At 61.9% G+C, this 17,359-nt stretch carries 11 protein-coding genes; 9 read left to right on the top strand and 2 right to left on the bottom strand.

The window, feature by feature from the left end; all coding sequences use genetic code 11:
• Positions 1-15 precede the first annotated feature (15 nt).
• The 9 genes from RWK44_RS03895 (at position 16) to RWK44_RS03855 (ending at position 14,744) form a co-directional block, all read left to right on the top strand.
• A complete protein-coding gene (locus RWK44_RS03895) occupies positions 16-1,083 on the top strand; it encodes an ABC transporter permease (protein WP_221946122.1) in 1,068 nt (355 codons plus the stop codon).
• On the top strand, positions 1,080-2,015 hold the full coding sequence (locus tag RWK44_RS03890; RefSeq protein ID WP_025396434.1) for an ABC transporter permease: 936 nt from the start codon (positions 1,080-1,082) through the stop codon (positions 2,013-2,015). Before RWK44_RS03895 ends, RWK44_RS03890 begins: the two co-directional genes overlap by 4 nt.
• The gene (locus RWK44_RS03885; RefSeq protein WP_020052145.1) at positions 2,012-2,845 is read left to right on the top strand and encodes an ABC transporter ATP-binding protein; all 834 of its coding nucleotides are present in this window, start codon (positions 2,012-2,014) and stop codon (positions 2,843-2,845) included. Before RWK44_RS03890 ends, RWK44_RS03885 begins: the two co-directional genes overlap by 4 nt.
• The gene (locus RWK44_RS03880; protein WP_222061734.1) at positions 2,842-3,591 is read left to right on the top strand and encodes an ABC transporter ATP-binding protein; all 750 of its coding nucleotides are present in this window, start codon (positions 2,842-2,844) and stop codon (positions 3,589-3,591) included. The genes RWK44_RS03885 and RWK44_RS03880 overlap by 4 nt, the downstream gene beginning before the upstream one ends.
• 162 nt (positions 3,592-3,753) lie before the next feature.
• A complete protein-coding gene (locus RWK44_RS03875; RefSeq protein ID WP_020052143.1) occupies positions 3,754-3,942 on the top strand; it encodes a hypothetical protein in 189 nt (62 codons plus the stop codon).
• 127 nt (positions 3,943-4,069) lie between these two features.
• Complete coding sequence (locus RWK44_RS03870) at positions 4,070-4,234, top strand: hypothetical protein (RefSeq protein WP_316028383.1); 165 nt, start codon at positions 4,070-4,072, stop codon at positions 4,232-4,234.
• A 134-nt stretch (positions 4,235-4,368) separates the two neighbouring features.
• Positions 4,369-4,737: a hypothetical protein gene (locus tag RWK44_RS03865; RefSeq protein ID WP_132611094.1), complete on the top strand. Its 369-nt coding sequence runs from the start codon at positions 4,369-4,371 to the stop codon at positions 4,735-4,737.
• A gap of 148 nt (positions 4,738-4,885) precedes the next feature.
• Positions 4,886-13,405, top strand: coding sequence for a GH36-type glycosyl hydrolase domain-containing protein (locus tag RWK44_RS03860; RefSeq protein WP_316028382.1), 8,520 nt, complete (start codon positions 4,886-4,888; stop codon positions 13,403-13,405).
• Positions 13,406-13,505: 100 nt separating this feature from the next.
• Entirely contained in the window at positions 13,506-14,744 is a 1,239-nt protein-coding gene (locus RWK44_RS03855; RefSeq protein ID WP_077977952.1) for an OpgC family protein, read from the top strand.
• Positions 14,745-14,793: 49 nt separating this feature from the next.
• Here RWK44_RS03855 and RWK44_RS03850 read toward each other — a convergent pair whose 3' ends face one another.
• Together RWK44_RS03850 and RWK44_RS03845 are read right to left on the bottom strand one after the other, a co-directional pair.
• Positions 14,794-15,147, bottom strand: coding sequence for a VOC family protein (locus RWK44_RS03850; RefSeq protein WP_168336984.1), 354 nt, complete (start codon positions 15,145-15,147; stop codon positions 14,794-14,796).
• A 404-nt stretch (positions 15,148-15,551) separates the two neighbouring features.
• Complete coding sequence (locus tag RWK44_RS03845; RefSeq protein ID WP_077978083.1) at positions 15,552-17,315, bottom strand: glucan ABC transporter ATP-binding protein/ permease; 1,764 nt, start codon at positions 17,313-17,315, stop codon at positions 15,552-15,554.
• Positions 17,316-17,359 lie beyond the last annotated feature (44 nt).

Here is a 17,359-nt window from a genome sequence, read left to right as displayed (position 1 = left end):
GGCAGGATTGGTCGCTTGAGCACCGTCGAAACAACGCAGGAGGCGCGGCCCCGAAAGGGCCGTGCTAGGGCCTTTGCAAAGGCGCTAGGGCGGTTTCTGTTTGCCGCCGTCACCACCTATCTCGGCCTGCTGGCCGTCACCTTCTTCATCGGCCGCGTCGTGCCGATCGATCCCGTGCTCGCCATTCTCGGCGACCGCGCGCCCAACCACGTCGTCGAGCGGGTGCGACAGGAGATGGGCTTCAACCTGCCGCTCTATCAGCAATTTTTCCTTTATATCAAAGGTATACTGTCCGGCGATTTCGGCAATTCGGTGCTGACGACCAATCCTGTCATGGTCGATATCCGCCGTGTCCTGCCTGCGACCATCGAGCTCGCAACGTTCGGAACGCTCATCGGCGCCTTCGTCGGCGTACCGCTCGGCGTTCTCGCCGCGGTGCGCCGCGGCAGCATCGCCGACCAGGTGGTGCGCGTCATCGGCCTCATCGGCTATTCGGTGCCGATCTTCTGGCTGGCGCTGATCTCGCTCGTCATCTTCTATGCGCGACTGCGGTGGGTGGCTTTCCCCGGCCGCATCGACATCGTCTTCGAATATACGTTCACGCCGATCACCGGCCTCTACCTCTTCGACAGCGCCTGGCAGGGGCAATGGGACGTCTTCTACGATGTCTTCCGCCACATCATCCTGCCCGCCTCGCTGCTCGGCTATTTCTCGCTCGCCTATATCAGCCGTATGACGCGCAGCTTCATGCTGAACGAGCTTTCACAGGAATACATCGTTGCCGCGCGGGCCAAGGGGCTTTCGGAAACGCGGGTGATCTGGGGCCATGCGCTGCGCAATGCCGCCGTGCCGCTCGTCACAGTGATTGCACTTTCCTATGCCGGCCTGCTCGAAGGATCGGTGCTGACGGAAACCGTCTTTTCCTGGCCGGGCATCGGGCTCTACATCACCAATTCGCTGCAGAACGCCGATATGAACGCCGTGCTCGGCGGCACGATCGTCATCGGTACTGTTTTCATCGGCATCAACCTACTGTCCGATCTTCTCTACCGGACGCTCGACCCGAGGACGCGAAACCGATGACGGCCAATGCCAGCCCATCTCCTGCGATGAGCCGCCGCGAATGGCTGCTCTCCGACCGGCCGCAATCGCGCCTGCAAGCCCGCCTCGGCCGCACCTATGTCACCTGGCGGCAGTTTACGGCAAACAGGCTCGCTGTCGTCGGCCTGCTGATCATCGTGGCGCTGCTTTTCATCGCCGCCTTTGCCGATGTGCTCGCCACGCATAATCCCGTTGTCGGCGATCTGCGCAATGCTCGGCTGCTGCCGCCCGGCACGGGCGAGTTCTGGCTCGGTTCGGACGATCAGGGTCGTGATATCTATTCGCGGCTGATCTACGGATCGCGATTGACGCTGCTCGTCGTCGTGCTCGTTGCAGTCATCTCGGCGCCGGTCGGGCTGATTGTCGGCACGGTCTCCGGTTATGCCGGAGGCTGGGTGGATGCGACGCTGATGCGCATCACCGATATCTTCCTCGCCTTTCCGAAGCTGGTGCTGGCGCTCGCCTTCGTCGCAGCCCTCGGTCCCGGCATCCAGAACGCGATCATCGCCATCGCCATCACCTCCTGGCCGCCCTATGCCCGCATTGCGCGCGCCGAGACGCTGACGGTCCGGCGTTCCGACTATATTTCGGCGGTGAAGCTGATGGGCGCCTCGCCGCTTCGCATTATCGTGCGCCATGTCATGCCACTCTGCATTTCCTCGCTAATCGTGCGCGTGACGCTCGACATGGCGGGCATCATCCTGACGGCGGCCGGTCTCGGTTTCCTCGGCCTCGGGGCGCAGCCGCCGCTGCCGGAATGGGGTGCGATGATCGCCTCGGGACGGCGCTTCATCCTCGATCAATGGTGGGTCGCGGCGATGCCCGGCATCGCCATCCTCATCGTCAGCCTCGGCTTCAATCTCCTCGGCGACGGCCTGCGCGACGCGCTCGATCCGAAGGAGAGCGGCCAATGACGACACTTCTGACGGTGGACAAGCTGAAGGTCAGCTATCCCACGCGCACCGGCGTGATCGAGGCCGTGCGCGGCGTCTCCTTCACGCTCGGCAAGGAAAGGCTCGGCATCGTCGGCGAATCCGGTTCCGGCAAGTCGCAGACCGGACGGGCAATCATGGGCCTGACGCCGAAACACGGCATCGTCACGGCCGACAGGCTTAATTTCAACGGCATCGATCTTATCAATGCCTCGGCCGGCGAAAGGCGCAGGCTGCGCGGCAAGCGCATCGCCATGATCCTGCAGGATCCGAAATATTCGCTCGATCCCGTCATGTCGATCGGACGGCAGATCTGCGAAACGCTGCGCACGCACGAGAAGGTCGGCAAGGCGGAGGCGCGCGAGCGCGCGCTCGCGATGCTGGAAGCGGTGCAGATCCGCGACCCGAAACGTGTCTTCGACCTGCATCCGCACGAGGTTTCGGGCGGCATGGGGCAGCGTGCGATGATCGCCATGATGCTGATTGCCGGGCCGGAACTGCTGATTGCGGACGAGCCGACCTCGGCGCTCGACGTGACGGTGCAACTCGACGTGCTGAGGATCATGGACAGGCTGGTGTCCGAGCGCGGCATGGGGCTGATCTTCGTCTCCCACGATCTGAGGCTGGTCTCTTCCTTCTGCGATCGCGTCATCGTCATGTATGCCGGAAAGATCGTCGAGGAGCTGGCGGCGGCCGATCTCAAACATGCGCAGCATCCCTATACGCAGGGACTGCTGAACTGCATGCCCGAGATCGGCGCAAACCGCCACCCGCTGCCGGTGCTCGACCGCAAGCCGGAGTGGGCGGCATGAGTGCAGCTCTCGAGATCGACGATCTCAGCGTCGTCTACGACCATTTTCATGCCTTAAAGAATGTCAGCATCGCTGTCGAACGCGGCGAATCCTTTGGTCTCGTCGGCGAATCCGGCTCGGGAAAATCGACCTTGCTGCGGGCCGTTGCCGGACTTGCGCCGGTCAGCGGCGGCGCGATCAACATCGATGGCGAGCCGCTGAAAGGTTCGAAACGCAGCAAAGTCTTCTACCGGCGCGTGCAAATGGTCTTCCAGGACCCTTATGGATCGCTGCATCCGCGCCAGACGATCGACCGGCTTCTGCTCGAACCGCTAGCAATCCACGGCATCGCCGACGGCGAGAAGCGCATCGCCCGCGCGCTCGACGAGGTCGGCCTCGGCAATGGTTTCCGTTTCCGCTATCCGCATCAGCTCTCCGGCGGCCAGCGCCAGCGCGTGGCGATCGCCCGGGCGCTGATCGTCGAACCGTCGATCCTGCTGCTCGACGAGCCGACATCGGCGCTCGACGCCTCGGTGCAGGCCGAAGTGCTGAACCTTTTGGAAGAGATCCGGCGCGACCGCAAGCTCACCTTCGTGATGGTCAGCCATGACCTCGGTGTCGTCACCCATATGTGTGAAAGGCTCGCCGTAATGCGCAACGGCTTCGTCGTCGAGCGATTGAGTTCGCAGGAACTGGCGAAAGGCGCGGTTCACGAGGACTATACGAGAAATTTGATGATCGCGAGCAAGGGTTTCGTCAAAGCCTGAAAGTCAATCTTTTCAAGCCGTTGAAAAGAAAAGACCGGTGGCGGTGTTAAGGATAATGCTTCCCTAAAAGACGACCATTCAGCTAGACTATTGACAGCTGCCTCGCTTCTGTCATGATCCCGTTAACGATTGTTAGCTTTCGTGATCGATGGAGGTTGATGCATGTTCTTTCTCGGTGGGATGACCATGGGTTACCTCGATCCTCCTGTTCGAGCCGATCGCCGGGAACAGATTTCGGCGTCCATTCCTGCGGAAAAGGACCGTCGGCTGATCGAGACTTCCTCCAACCCGTCGCAGAACGAGAATGCCGTCGAGCGCTCGTTGATCTGGGCATGGCGCACGCTCTGCTAAAAGGGCTGGTTGAATTTTCTCTTCCGCTCGCTCTGGACGGAAATTTATCTCTACCTACTTGATAGAGAAAATACGAATATAAGCGCGAGCCGCACAACCGGCCGCACGAGAACAACGGAGGCGACATATGGCAGATCTGGGTATTTCGCATGCTCACGTGAACCAGTATGGTTCCGTACCGACCAAGAAGCCGCTCACCAGGCGCCATAGGCTTCAGACGATACTCCATGGAGCGATCTTCACCGCAGCATTCCTGTTCGTCGTAGCCATGGTTTGCGGCGCCGTCGGATAATCCGGCGTGATCAAGCGTCGGCCGATGCCGGCGCTGCGGCGGTTTCCGCCTTTATAGAATTTCGGAACATTTCATTTGTCTCGGCACTCTCCTGACACTCGAATGTCAAAAGGAGAGTGGTCACGAGAGGCATTTTGTTATGGTTGGTTGGCATTCCGATCCCCATCATCATTCTTCTGTACTTTTTCACGCCATCTAAAACGCACCACGGCGGCCTTGATCTCAAGCGCAAGCGGCGTGGGCCACAGCCGCCCAAACCGACGCCGGACGCATGGTCAGCCGATCATCCGTCTTTCGTTTTTCTGAAAATCGAAGAGTTCTTGCATTGCCGGAACCAGGTGCCCGCATTTCGTCATTTCCACCGCCCAGACAAGCTCGCCGGGCGGCGCAGCATGCCGCTTGACTTGAATTTTCCCGAGGGTGTCCAAATTTTCGACATGGCTTTCGCAGAGAGGGTATCGATGGCCTTGATCCCGTCGGGTCAGGTCCTGAACAGGGCTTAGCCCGTATGCATCGCTCGGCCCGAGTGTCGTCCACCCGGGCTTCATCGATCTTTGAAGAATAGGGCTCCGTTCATGTAGCAGTCATGATAAGCAGTGCAAAAGGCTGAGCAAAACAGCCATAACTTTGTTTGGATCCAGAACCGAACCCATGTCTATTTCTCATCTTTCTCCGAGCCTTCCGCGCGAACCCGATATGAAGCAGATCGATCACAACGGTTCGATCCGCTCGACCTATCTTTCGATCGAGGACATCAAGGCGATGGGCGATGCGGTCGCCCGCAACGGCGTCGACAAGCTGCCGGCTTTCGCCCCCTTCGATTTCTTCGCTCGGCATAAGGAAAACGAGAAGGAAATCCTGCGCGTCTACCGGACCACGGCGACCGACGTCGAGGCCGGTGATACGATCACGCCGGCGGCAGAATGGCTGCTGGATAATCACTATATCGTCGAAGAGGCGATCCAGGAGGTGCGGCGCGACTTTCCTCGCCGCTTCTATCGCGAATTGCCGACCATGGTCGTCGGCGGCGTCGAGGTGCCGCGCACCCTCGTGCTTGCCTGGCTCTATGTCGCCCATACCCACAGCACGATCTCGCAGGAAAGTCTGACGGCGCTGGTCGACGGCTTCCAGGCCAGCGAGACGCTCAGGATCGGCGAACTCTGGGCGTTGCCCTCCCTCGTGCGCTACGTGCTCGTGGAAAATCTTCGTCGCATTTCGAGCCGTGTCGAAGCCAGCCGCCGCCTGCGTCGGCGCGCCAACGAGGCGGCCGACGAATTGGTGCGCCTTACCGATCCAGCCGCAGCGGCCGCCTATCTGAAGACGTTGGAACCGCTTGCCGAGGACAATACCTTCTCGACGCAGTTCCTCTATCGCCTGCGCGACGGCTCGCAGACGTCGAGCCTGGCGATCACCTGGCTCGATCAGCGGCTGGAAGAACTGGGCCGCAACACCGAAGAGGCGACGACGGCCGAACACAGCCGGCTCTCTTCCGGCAATGTGACGATGGGCAACATCATCCGCAGCCTTCGCGAGATCGACGATGCCGAATGGTCCGTCTGGGTCGAGCAGGTCAGCCATGTCGACAAGCTGCTCTGGGAGCATTCGGATTACGGCATCCTCGATTCCGGCTCGCGCAACAAATATCGCAAGCAGATCGAGAAGCTGGCCAAGCGCTCGCCGCTGTCGGAAATGGAAATCGCCCAGCTGGCGCTCGACATGACCGATGCCGCCAAGGCCTCCGGCGAGCCGCAGCCGCATGAACCGAATGTCGGCGGCTTCCTGTCGGGCGCGCAGCGGCCGAAGCTCGAGGCGCGGGCCAATTATCGCCCGACGGTCATCCAGCATTTCGTGCGCGCCGTGCGCCGGTTCAACTGGCTGGCGATTGCCGTGCCCGTCATGCTGCTGACGGTCATCGCCATGGCGATCGTCGGCAAGTTCATGGCGAATGCCGGCATGGGGGCGGTCGAAATCGCCCTGCTGCTGATCATGTTCTCAGTGCCAGCGTCGGAGGGCGCGACGGGTCTCTTCAACACCTTGCTGTCCTTCTTCGTGACGCCGGCGCGCCTCGTCGGCTACGAGTTCAAAGAAGGCATTCCGGAAGATGCGCGCACGCTGCTCGTCGTGCCCTGCCTGATCTCGAACCGCGACAGTGTCGACGATCACGTGCGCAATCTCGAGGTGCATTATCTCGCCAATCCGCGTGGCGAGATCTATTTCGCGATGCTCAGCGACTGGCCAGACAGCGAGGCCGAGGAAACGCCTGCCGATCTCGAGGTTCTCGATTATGCCAGGCGCGAGATCGCCAATCTCTCCGCCCGTTATGCCTATGACGGCAAGACGCGTTTCTATCTGCTGCATCGCCGCCGCCTCTACAATCCCTCGGAAGGCGTCTGGATGGGCTGGGAGCGCAAGCGCGGCAAGCTGCACGAGCTGAACATGCTTCTGCGCGGCGACCGCGACACGACCTACCTGCCGGGCGCCAATACCGTGCCGGCCAATGTGCAATATGTCATGACGCTCGATGCCGATACGCGCCTGATGCGTGATGCCGTCACCAAGCTCGTCGGCAAGCTCTATCATCCAATCAACCGCCCGGTCATCAATCCAAAAACCGGTCGCGTCGAAAGCGGCTATGGCGTGCTGCAGCCGCGTGTCACCCCGTCGCTGACGACGGGCAAGGACGCTTCGGTCTTCCAGCGCGTTTTTTCGATCAATCGCGGCCTCGATCCTTACGTCTTCACCGTTTCCGACGTCTATCAGGATCTCGCCGGCGAAGGCACCTTCACCGGCAAGGGCCTTTACCATGTCGACGCCTTCGAAGCGTCGCTGAAGGGCCGGATCGACGAGAACTCGGTGCTCAGCCACGATCTTCTCGAAGGTTCGATGGCGCGTTGCGCGCTCGTCACCGATCTCGAACTGGTGGAGGATTTCCCGATCCGCTACGAGGTGGAAACCTCGCGCCAGCATCGCTGGGCGCGTGGCGACTGGCAGCTTCTCCCCTACATGTTCAATCCGAAATACGGCGTCACGGCACTCGGCCGCTGGAAGATGTTCGACAATCTGCGCCGCTCGCTGACGCCGATCGCCTGGTTCTTCGCCTCCGTGCTCGGCTGGTATTTCATGGATCCGCTCGGCGCACTCATCTGGCAGATTCTGCTGATCTTCTGCCTTTTCGTCGCGCCGACGTTGTCGCTCATCAACGGCATCATCCCGCGCACCAGCGATATCATCGCCCGCGCCCATCTCTATACGGTCTGGTCCGATATCACCGCTGCCAATGCGCAGGTTGCGCTGCGCATCGTCTTCATCGCCGATTCGGCTTGCATGATGGCGGATGCGATCGGCCGCTCGCTCTACCGCCTGTTCGTTAGCCGCAAGCTGATGCTGCAGTGGCGGACCGCCGCCAGCGTCCAGGCCGGCGGCCAGGGCACGCTGATCTCCTATTACAAGGCGATGTGGCATGCACCGGTGCTGGCGCTGCTGGCGCTTGGTTTTGCTGCTCTTCCAGGCGACAACGCCTTCCTCGTCGGCATTCCCTTCGCGCTGCTGTGGATCCTGTCGCCTGTTGTCGCCTGGTATGTCAGCCAGTCGGCAGAGACCGAGGACCGGCTCGAGGTCGCCGATTCCGTGTCGAGCGAACTGCGCAAGATCGCCCGGCGCACCTGGCGTTATTTCGAGACCTTCACGACGGCCGAGCAGAATTATCTGCCGCCGGACAATATCCAGGAAACGCCGCATGTGATCGTCGCGGCGCGCACCTCGCCGACCAATATCGGCGTCTACCTGCTTTCCGTCGTTTCCGGCCGGCATTTCGGCTGGTTCTCCTTCGAGGAGACGCTCGAGCGGCTGGAGCAGACGATCGCGACGATCGACAAAATGGAGAAATTCCGCGGTCACCTGTTCAACTGGTACCACACCGATACGCTCCAGACGCTTGGCCCCCGTTACGTCTCGGCCGTCGACAGCGGCAATCTCGCCGGCCATCTGATCGCCATTTCGTCGGCCTGCCGCAACTGGGCCGAGGCGCCGTCCGCACATATGCAGGGCAATCTCGACGGCGTCGGCGACACGGCCGGCATTCTCGGCGAAGTGCTGGCGGACCTGCCCGACGATCGCAAGACCGTGCGCCCGCTGCGCCGACGCCTGGAGGAGCGCATCGTCGGCTTCCAGAACGCACTCGCCGCCGTCAAGCGCGAGCACGAATTCGCCTCCATCCGTATCATCAACCTCGCCGTTCTCGCCCGCGACATCGAGAAGCTCGCCGCCAATCTCGACCATGAGGTCAAGTCGAAGCAGAGCGAAGAGGTCACCTTGTGGGCGGCATCGCTGGTGAAGGTCTGCGAGGCGCATATTTCCGACAGCACCTTCGATCTTTCCAAGGTCGATGCGCTGAGGCCGCGGCTGGTGGCGCTGCGCGACAAGGCGCGCGATCTCGCCTTCTCGATGGATTTCGGCTTCCTGTTTCGGCCAGAGCGGCGTCTGCTGTCGATCGGCTATCGCGTCGAAAGCGGTGAACTCGACCAGGCCTGCTACGACCTTCTCGCCTCGGAATGCCGCCTGACCAGCCTCTTCGCCATCGCCAAGGGCGACCTGCCGACGGAACACTGGTACCGCCTCGGCCGCCAAGTCGTGCCGGTCGGTTCGCGCGGCGCGCTGGTTTCCTGGTCCGGCTCGATGTTCGAATATCTGATGCCGCCGCTCGTCATGCAGGAGCGCGGCGGGGGTATTCTCAACCAGACCAACAATCTGGTCGTCGTCGAGCAGATGAATTATGCCCGCAAGCTCGGTATTCCCTGGGGCATTTCGGAGGCGGCCTTCAATGCCCGCGACCATAACCTCAATTATCAGTACACGAATTTCGGCGTGCCGACGCTCGGCCTGAAGCGCGGTCTCGGCCACAATGCCGTCATCGCGCCTTACGCGTCGCTGCTCGCCGCTCAGTACGACCCGCCAGGCGCGCTTGAAAACCTGCAGAGGCTGCGCAAGGTCGGTGCGCTCGGCAAGTTCGGCTTCCATGACGCCGTCGACTTCACGCCGACGCGCGTGCCGGAAGGCAAGAAATGCGCGGTGGTCTACAATTATTATGCCCACCATCACGGCATGTCGATCGCGGCGGTCGCCAACGTCGCCTTCAATGGTCATCTGCGCGAGCTCTTCCACTCCGATCCCGTCATCGAGGCAGCGGAGCTGCTGCTGCAGGAAAAGGCGCCGCGCGACATTCCCGTCATGAGCGGTAAGCATGAATCCGACACGCCGGCCAGCATCCAGGACGATCTCCTGCGGCCGGAGATCAGGAAGATCAGCGATCCGGCGTCGCGCGACCGCGAACTCGTGTTCCTGTCGAACGGCCATTATTCGCTGATGCTGACGGCGACGGGCGCCGGTTATTCCCGCTGGAACGGCCTTGCCGTTTCGCGCTGGAAAGCCGATCCGACCGAAGACCGCTGGGGAAGCTTCATCTTCCTGCGGGACACCGCCACCAATGAATGGTGGTCGACGACATCGGAGCCGAAGGGTGTCGAGGGCGAAAAGATCAAGGTCGAATTCGCCGACGAGAAGGCGCAGTTCACAAAGATCGTCGGCGACCTCACCAGCGAGGTGGAGTGCATCATTGCGACCGAGCATGATGCCGAGGCCCGCCGCGTCACCCTGCTCAACATGGGCACGGAAGACCGTTTCATCGAGGTCACCTCCTACCTCGAACCGGTGATCACCTCCGACGATACCGACAGTGCGCATCCGGCATTCGCCCGCATGTTCGTCAAGACAGAGATCGGCAAGCGCGGCGACGTCATCCGCGCCGAACGCAACAAGCGCGATCCGAACGAGCCGAACATCAGCATCGCCCATCTGATCGTCGACAATGCCGGGGATACCCGCCATACCGAATTCGAAACCGACCGGCGCAAGTTCATCGGCCGTGGCCGCAGCCTTGCCGATGCGGCGGCCTTCGATCCGGGTGCGACACTTTCCGGCAGCGACGGCTTCATGCTCGATGCCGTCATGTCGTTGCGCCGCACCGTCCGCGTACCGGCCGGCAAGAAAGTCAGCGTGATCTTCTGGACGATCGCGGCGCCGAGCCGCGACGAAGTCGACAAGGCGGTCAATCGCTACCGTCATCCCGACGCCTTCACCCATGAGCTCGTCCAGGCCTGGACACGCACGCAGGTGCAGATGCGCCATGTCGGCGTCACCTCGCAGCAGGCGGCGGCCTTCCAGCATCTCGGACGCTACCTCGTCTATCCCGACATGCAGCTGCGCAAGGACGAGGCGACCGTCGAGGCCGGCCTGCAGTCGCAATCGGCGCTCTGGCCGCTGGCGATCTCCGGTGACTTCCCGATCTTCACGCTGCGCGTCAACGACGACATGGATCTCGATATCGCCCGCGAAGCGCTGCTGGCGCAGGAATATCTGCGCTCGCGCGGCGTCACCGCCGATCTCGTGATCATGAACGAACGCGCCTCCTCCTATGCGCAGGACATGCAACACGCCCTCGACGCCATGTGCGAGAACGTGCGCCGCGTAGGCCAGGCCGATGGCTTGCGCCAGCATATCTTCGCGGTTCGCCAGGACCTGATGGAGGAAGCCACCTATCATGCGCTGATCGCGGCTTCCCGCGTCACCCTGCATGCGAAGAACGGCAAGGTGGTCGACCAGATCAACCGCGCCGTCGCGCTATTCGCACCCTCCAAGGAGGAGTTGCAGGAGATGGAACGGGCCGAGCGCAACAAGGCCCCCTTCAAGCGTGTTGCGCCGGTGCCGCCACCTGTCGTGCCCGCCGTCGTCATCGAGGAGGAAGGCGATCTCGACTTCTGGAACGGCATTGGCGGCTTTGCCCGCGACGGACGCGAATATGTCGTTCGGCTGCCAGGAGGTCATGCGACGCCGCAGCCCTGGATCAATGTCATTTCCAACGACAGCTTCGGCTTCCACGTGTCGGCCGAGGGCTCGGGCTTCACCTGGAGCGTCAATTCGCGCGACTATCAGCTGACCTCCTGGTCGAACGACACCGTGGTCAACCGTTCGGGAGAGGCGTTCTATCTCACCGATCTCGACAGCGGTGCCGTCATGACGCCGTTCGCAGCGCTTTCCCGCAGACCGGACATTCGTTTCGAAGCCCGCCACGGGCTCGGTTATTCCGTCTTCTCCAGTGTTCAGCACGATATCGCGCTGGAGCTGACGCAGACGATCGATCGCGAAAAGCCGGTGAAACTGCAGCGCCTGCGCCTGCGCAACACCGGTTCGGCCAGCCGCAAGCTGCGTCTCTACGGTTATGTCGAATGGATCCTCGGCAGCAATCCGGCACGCACGGTGCCTTTCATCCTGTCGAGCCATGACGAGGAGACGGGGGCGCTGTTTGCCACCAACCCCTACAGCATCGATTTTTCCAACCGCACTGCCTTCTTTGCGGCGAGCGAGACGGTTTCGAGCTTCTCGGCAAGCCGGCGCGAATTCATCGGCAAGGCGGGGACCATCCAGGCACCGCAGGCCGTCATCTCCGCCGCCACCCTTTCCGGCGCGACGGAACTCGACGGTGATCCGGCCGCGGCGCTTGCAATCGACATCGAGCTCGGCGCCGGCGAGGAGCGCGACTTCACCTTCTTCCTCGGCGATACGCTGACGGATGAAGAAGCGCGCACTGTTATCGCCGATATCCGCAAGGCTTCGTTCGACGAGACCGTCGAGACAAACCGCGCCTTCTGGCGGGATTTCACCGGCAGGCTGCAGATATCGACGCCGGATCGCGGGATGAACAATCTCGTCAACACCTGGCTACCGTATCAGAGCCTCGGCTGCCGCATCATGGCCCGTACCGCCTTCTACCAGGCAAGCGGCGCCTTCGGCTTCCGCGACCAGCTGCAGGACACGCTGGCCTTCGTGCTGCACGAACCCTCGCTTGCCCGCCGGCAGATCCTGAATGCCGCTTCGCGGCAATTCCGCGAAGGCGATGTACAGCATTGGTGGCTGCCCGGAACGGGTGCCGGCGTGCGCACGCTGATCTCGGACGATGTCGTCTGGCTCGCTTACGCGATCCATCACTATTGCAGCGTCACCGGCGACAAAGACGTCCTCGACGAGGAGATCGGCTTCCTGGAAGGGCCGGCACTGCTCGAAGGCCAGCACGACTCATTCTACAAGCCGGAGATTTCCGAGGATAAGGCGACCGTCTACGAACACGCGGCGCTGGCGCTCGATCTCGCCATCGCCCGCAAGGGGGCCAACGGCCTGCCGCTGTTCCTCGGCGGCGACTGGAACGACGGCATGAACCGCGTTGGCATCGCCGGGCGCGGCACCAGCGTCTGGCTCGGCTGGTTCCTGGCGGGTGCACTGCGCTCCTTCATTCCCTATGCCGAAGAGCGCGGCGACACGGTCCGCGCAGAGCGCTGGGCGGCGCATCTTACCGAGCTCAAGAAGGCGCTCGAAACTGCGGCCTGGGATGGCGGATACTATCGCCGCGGCACGTTCGACGACGGTACGCTGCTTGGCTCAAGGGAGAGCCCTGAATGCCGGATCGATTCGATTGCGCAGTCCTGGAGCGTTTTGTCCGGCGAGGGCGATCCGGCCCGCGCCGTCACGGCGATGGATGCCGTGCTCGATCAGCTGGTTGACGAGGATGCCCGCATCATCCGGCTGTTCACGCCGCCTTTCGTCAATTCCGCCAGGGATCCCGGCTATATCAAGGCTTATCCGCCGGGTGTGCGTGAAAACGGCGGGCAATATACCCATGCCGCGACCTGGGTGGTGATGGCGCTGGCGGAGCTGAAGCGGGGTGACGATGCCTTCCGCTGCTTCCAGATCCTCAACCCGATCACCCACGCGTTCGACAAGGCTTCAGCGGAGCAATACCGCGTCGAACCCTATGTCGTGGCGGCTGACGTCTACGGCCATGATCCCTATGCGTCGCGCGGCGGCTGGACCTGGTATACCGGGTCTGCCGGCTGGCTCTACCGCGCCGCCGTCGAGGGCATCCTCGGTATCCGGCTGAGGGACGGCCGGCTCTATGTGCGCCCGTCGCTCCCTTCGGAATGGGACGGTTTTGCGGCAGAGGTAGAGCAAGGCGGCGGCAAATACCGCATTTCGGTCTCAAAAGCGTCCAATGACAGCGGCTACACTCTGTCGATCAACGGCTGCGAAGTCACCGATCCCGAAGAGGGATATCCGCTCGGATAACAGCGTTCTCCACGCTGAAAAACACGGCGATTCGCGATGGCCAAAAGGGAACCCTTTTGGCCATCGTCGCGTTTGCAAATCGGATAATAAGGAGAAACCCATGGCAAGCACGCCGACCGAAGCCATCGTCGCCGGGCGCAATTCCCTATCCGCAGCTGCGCCGGTGCGTGACACCAGGCTCGACGTCTTGCGCGGCGTGGCCCTGATCATGATCTTCATCAATCATGTTCCCGGACAGATCTTCGAATATGTCACGACGAAGAATTTTGGTTTCTCCGATGCCGCCGAAGCCTTCGTGCTGATCTCGGGTATTGCCGTCGGCCTTGCCTACGGGTCCCGCTTCCAGCCGGGCAGCCGGCTCACAGTGGCGATCAAGGCGGTAAAGCGCGCCTTCACGCTCTATCTCGCCCATATGATCACCACCTTCATGACGCTGGCGCTCTTCATCTGCGGTGCCTGGCTGTTCCATCGGCCGGGATTGCTGGTTGAAATCAATATCCTGGCGGTTCTGATGAACCTGAAGGAAGGCATTCCGGCGCTGCTCCTGCTCGGCCACCAGATCGGATACAACAATATCCTGCCGATGTACGGCGCGCTGATGCTGATGGTGCCGATCATCCTGCTGTTGAATGCGCGCAGCCCGTGGCTGGCGCTCGGCGTCTCGGCTGCGGTCTGGCTGCTTGCGGGCATCTACCAGGTGGCGCCGCACAACATGCTGATTGAAGACTACTGGTTCCTCAATCCGCTTTCCTGGCAGTTCCTGTTTTCGATCGGCATCGTCTCGATGCTGCATATCAAGCGCGGCGGCACGATCCCGCGCCATCCGCTGCTACTTGCGGCCGCTGCCGGTTACGTCATGTTGTCCTTCATCTGGGTCACCGGCCATCTCTGGATCTGGGGCAATTCGCTGGCGGCCCTCGGCCTGCCGACTGTTATCACCGGTTTCGACAAGACCTTCCTGTCACTGCCGCGGCTGCTGCATGTGCTGGCACTGACCTATCTCGTCATCAGCATCCCGGCGCTGTCACGCATCCTGCGCCGTCCTGCGGACCATCCGCTGACGATCCTCGGCCGCCATTCGCTGAACATCTTCGTCGCCGGCACGATCCTCGCCATGATCGGCCAGGTGGTGCTCTACATCACCAACAAGGATCAGCTGGCCGGTCCGCTCGTCGTGATTGCAGGGATCGCGATACAATTTGCCTATGCCTATTATCTCGAGCGCAAACGCCAGCAGGGCAAGGTCAAGGGGAAACTTGTGGCCGATACCGCCACGATTCCCGTTCCCGTCCGCATTGGCGGGACGGCGAATGCCTATCGCCAGAACGATCGAAAATAGGGCTTGGACTTTCCCAACATGAAGGAGCCGGTGGCCGATGGCCGCCGGCTCAATTTTTATGTACGAGGATGTTCACCAACTTGCCGAAGGGATCGCGCACATAAAAGCGCCTGACGCCCCAAGGCTCGTCGGCCGGGCCGTACTCGATCGGGAAGCCTGAGGCCGACATCGCCGCGAAAGCAGCATCGAGGTCGTCGACCTCGATCGAGAGGTCGGGCACCGGCGTTCCGGAGCCGCCTTCGTTGGCAATGCTCAGCTGAACGTTCATCGAGCGCGCGGCGCCGAATGTCGTGATCCAGCCGTGATCCATGATGACGTCAAGACCGAGGATATCCTGATAGAAGCGCCGGGCCGGGGTGATATCCGGTGCCTGGATGTTGGCGACGATGCGCAGGACCTTCATGCGGTTCTCCCTGGATGCTCGGCGGCGGGAGGATGATAGGGAGGATCGGCGGGGTGATCAATTAGTCTGGCCTAGATCGGAAAGGCTGTACCGTGTGACCCCCCTCTGCCCTGCCGGGCATCTCCCCCACAGGTGGGGAGATCACAAGTGGCTTGACCTTCCCGCCATCTATCGTTTCGCCGTCCTGGACGCTCATTGTTGGGGGAGGCCAGTGCGCCCAGCCGATCTCCCCACCTGTGGGGGAGATGCCCGGCAGGGCAGAGGGGGTGCGGCACGGCATGACTAAGTATTTTGGCAGAGCCCAAGAAAGACCAAAGAGCGTATCACACAGCACGACGCTATCGGAGCAAACAAAAAAGGCCGGAAGGAGTTACCCTTCCGGCCTTATCTTGAACCCAAACCGATCAGGCGGCTTCGGTGGTATGGGCCTTGCGGACCTCTTCGTCCGTCAGGATGCCGCTGGCGCGCAGCAGGGCGGCGAAGCGGCCGTTGCTGTGGCTGAGTTCGTCGAAGCTGCCCTGTTCGACGACGCGGCCGTCATCCAGGAAGAGCACCATATCGGCTTCGCGGACCGTCGACAGGCGGTGGGCGATGATGAAGGTGGTGCGATTCTCACGCAGATTGTCGATCGCGGCCTTGACGCGGGCTTCGGTTTCGACGTCGAGCGCCGAGGTCGCCTCGTCGAGCACCAGGATCGGCGCGTCCTTGAGGATGGCGCGGGCGATCGCGATGCGCTGGCGCTCGCCGCCGGAGAGCTTGTTGCCGCGTTCACCGACATGCGTATCGTAGCGATCCTCACGGGTCTCGATGAAATCGGCAGCGGCGGCGGCTTCGGCCGCACGGCGCATTTCCTCTTCGCTGGCGCCCTCGCGGCCAAGGCGGATATTGTCGCTGATCGAACGGTTCAGCAGGCCCGCATCCTGGAAGACGGTGGCGATGTGGCGACGCAGCGACTTGCGGGTCACCTTGGTGATATCGGTGCCATCGACGAGGATCTTGCCGCCCTGGGCGTCGTAGACACGCTGCAGCAGGTTGACGAGCGTCGTCTTGCCGGCGCCGGTCGGGCCGACGATCGCGACCGTCTGGCCTGCCTTCACCGAGAAGGAGACATTGTGCAGGCCCTGTGAGCTGTTGCCGAAGCCGAAGGAGACGTCGCGGAATTCGATCGCACCCTTGACGTCCTTGATTTCTCCGTTGCCGGCCGGCTCTTCACGTTCCCGCACCGAGTCTTCAAGCGTATAGAATTCCTCGAGTTTGGAACGGGCCTCGAAAATCTGCGTAGCGAACTGGCGCATCAGGTCGAGACGGCCGATCAGCAGGTTGGCAAAGCCGATGAAGGCGATGACGTCGCCGACGCGCAGCTGGCCGGCCTGGACGAGCATGGTGCCGATGATCAGGACCACCATCATCGCGATGGTCGACGCCATGCGGTTCAGTGCGCTGGCGATCGCCCACCAGTCGAGCACCGGATACTGAGCTTCGAGCAGACGGTCGGCAAAGGATTTCAGCGCCCTGGTTTCGGCCTCGATGCGGTTATAGCTGTGCAGGACCGAAACGTTGCTGATCGAGTCGCTGACATGCGAGAAGACGGTATGATAATGGTTCTCGACCGAAGCCTGGCCGTCCTTGGTGCGGCTCATGACGACGCGGCCGATCAGCCAGTAGGCGATGGCGAGCACCATGAGCACGGCGGAAAGGCGCAGGTCCATCGACATTGCGGTCGGTATCAGAAGGGCAAGCGCGATGACCGTCGACAGGTGGTTGCGCATGAATTCCAGCCAGAGGCCGAACAGCGTCTCGCAGGCGCGCAGCAATGTGTGCAGCGCGTTGGAGGTGCCACGCTGATGGTGCCAGCCAAGCGGCATGGAAATGATGCGGCCGAAGGCTTCCGTCAACAGCGTCGCCCGCCGGCCATGGGCCAGCCGGTCGGCCTCGCGCGCCACCAGAACGAAGGCGATGGTGTTGAAGACGGCGAAAGTCGCCCACATGAAGAGGATGGGCTTGACCTCACCCTTGCCCGAAATCGCATCGATGATACGACCGAACAGGATCGGCTCCGCGATAGTGATCGTCGCAAGAACAATGTTTGCGACAACGACCAGGGATACGCGCAGCTTGTAGGCGCCAAGATAGCGCAGAGCCCTTGCATAGACCTTGAATAGCGTCACGTCGAACCTCTTGTGCATCTGCGAAAACGGGATGATGCGATGCT

Origin of the sequence: Rhizobium sp. 25PS6 (genome assembly GCF_032464655.1) — a bacterium.
GTDB lineage: Bacteria > Pseudomonadota > Alphaproteobacteria > Rhizobiales > Rhizobiaceae > Rhizobium > Rhizobium laguerreae.
Note: the sequence above shows the minus strand (reverse complement) of the source record. Positions and strands in the feature narration are given on the sequence as shown.

Bases quoted from the DNA above. Each gene is read 5' to 3' on its own strand.
- RWK44_RS03890 (WP_025396434.1), top strand. From the start codon at position 1,080: ATGACGGCCAATGCCAGCCCATCTCCTGCGATGAGCCGCCGCGAATGG.
- RWK44_RS03885 (WP_020052145.1), top strand. From the start codon at position 2,012: ATGACGACACTTCTGACGGTGGACAAGCTGAAGGTCAGCTATCCCACG.
- RWK44_RS03880 (WP_222061734.1), top strand. From the start codon at position 2,842: ATGAGTGCAGCTCTCGAGATCGACGATCTCAGCGTCGTCTACGACCAT.
- RWK44_RS03875 (WP_020052143.1), top strand. From the start codon at position 3,754: ATGTTCTTTCTCGGTGGGATGACCATGGGTTACCTCGATCCTCCTGTT.
- RWK44_RS03870 (WP_316028383.1), top strand. From the start codon at position 4,070: ATGGCAGATCTGGGTATTTCGCATGCTCACGTGAACCAGTATGGTTCC.
- RWK44_RS03860 (WP_316028382.1), top strand. From the start codon at position 4,886: ATGTCTATTTCTCATCTTTCTCCGAGCCTTCCGCGCGAACCCGATATG.
- RWK44_RS03855 (WP_077977952.1), top strand. From the start codon at position 13,506: ATGGCAAGCACGCCGACCGAAGCCATCGTCGCCGGGCGCAATTCCCTA.
- RWK44_RS03850 (WP_168336984.1), bottom strand. From the start codon at position 15,147: ATGAAGGTCCTGCGCATCGTCGCCAACATCCAGGCACCGGATATCACC.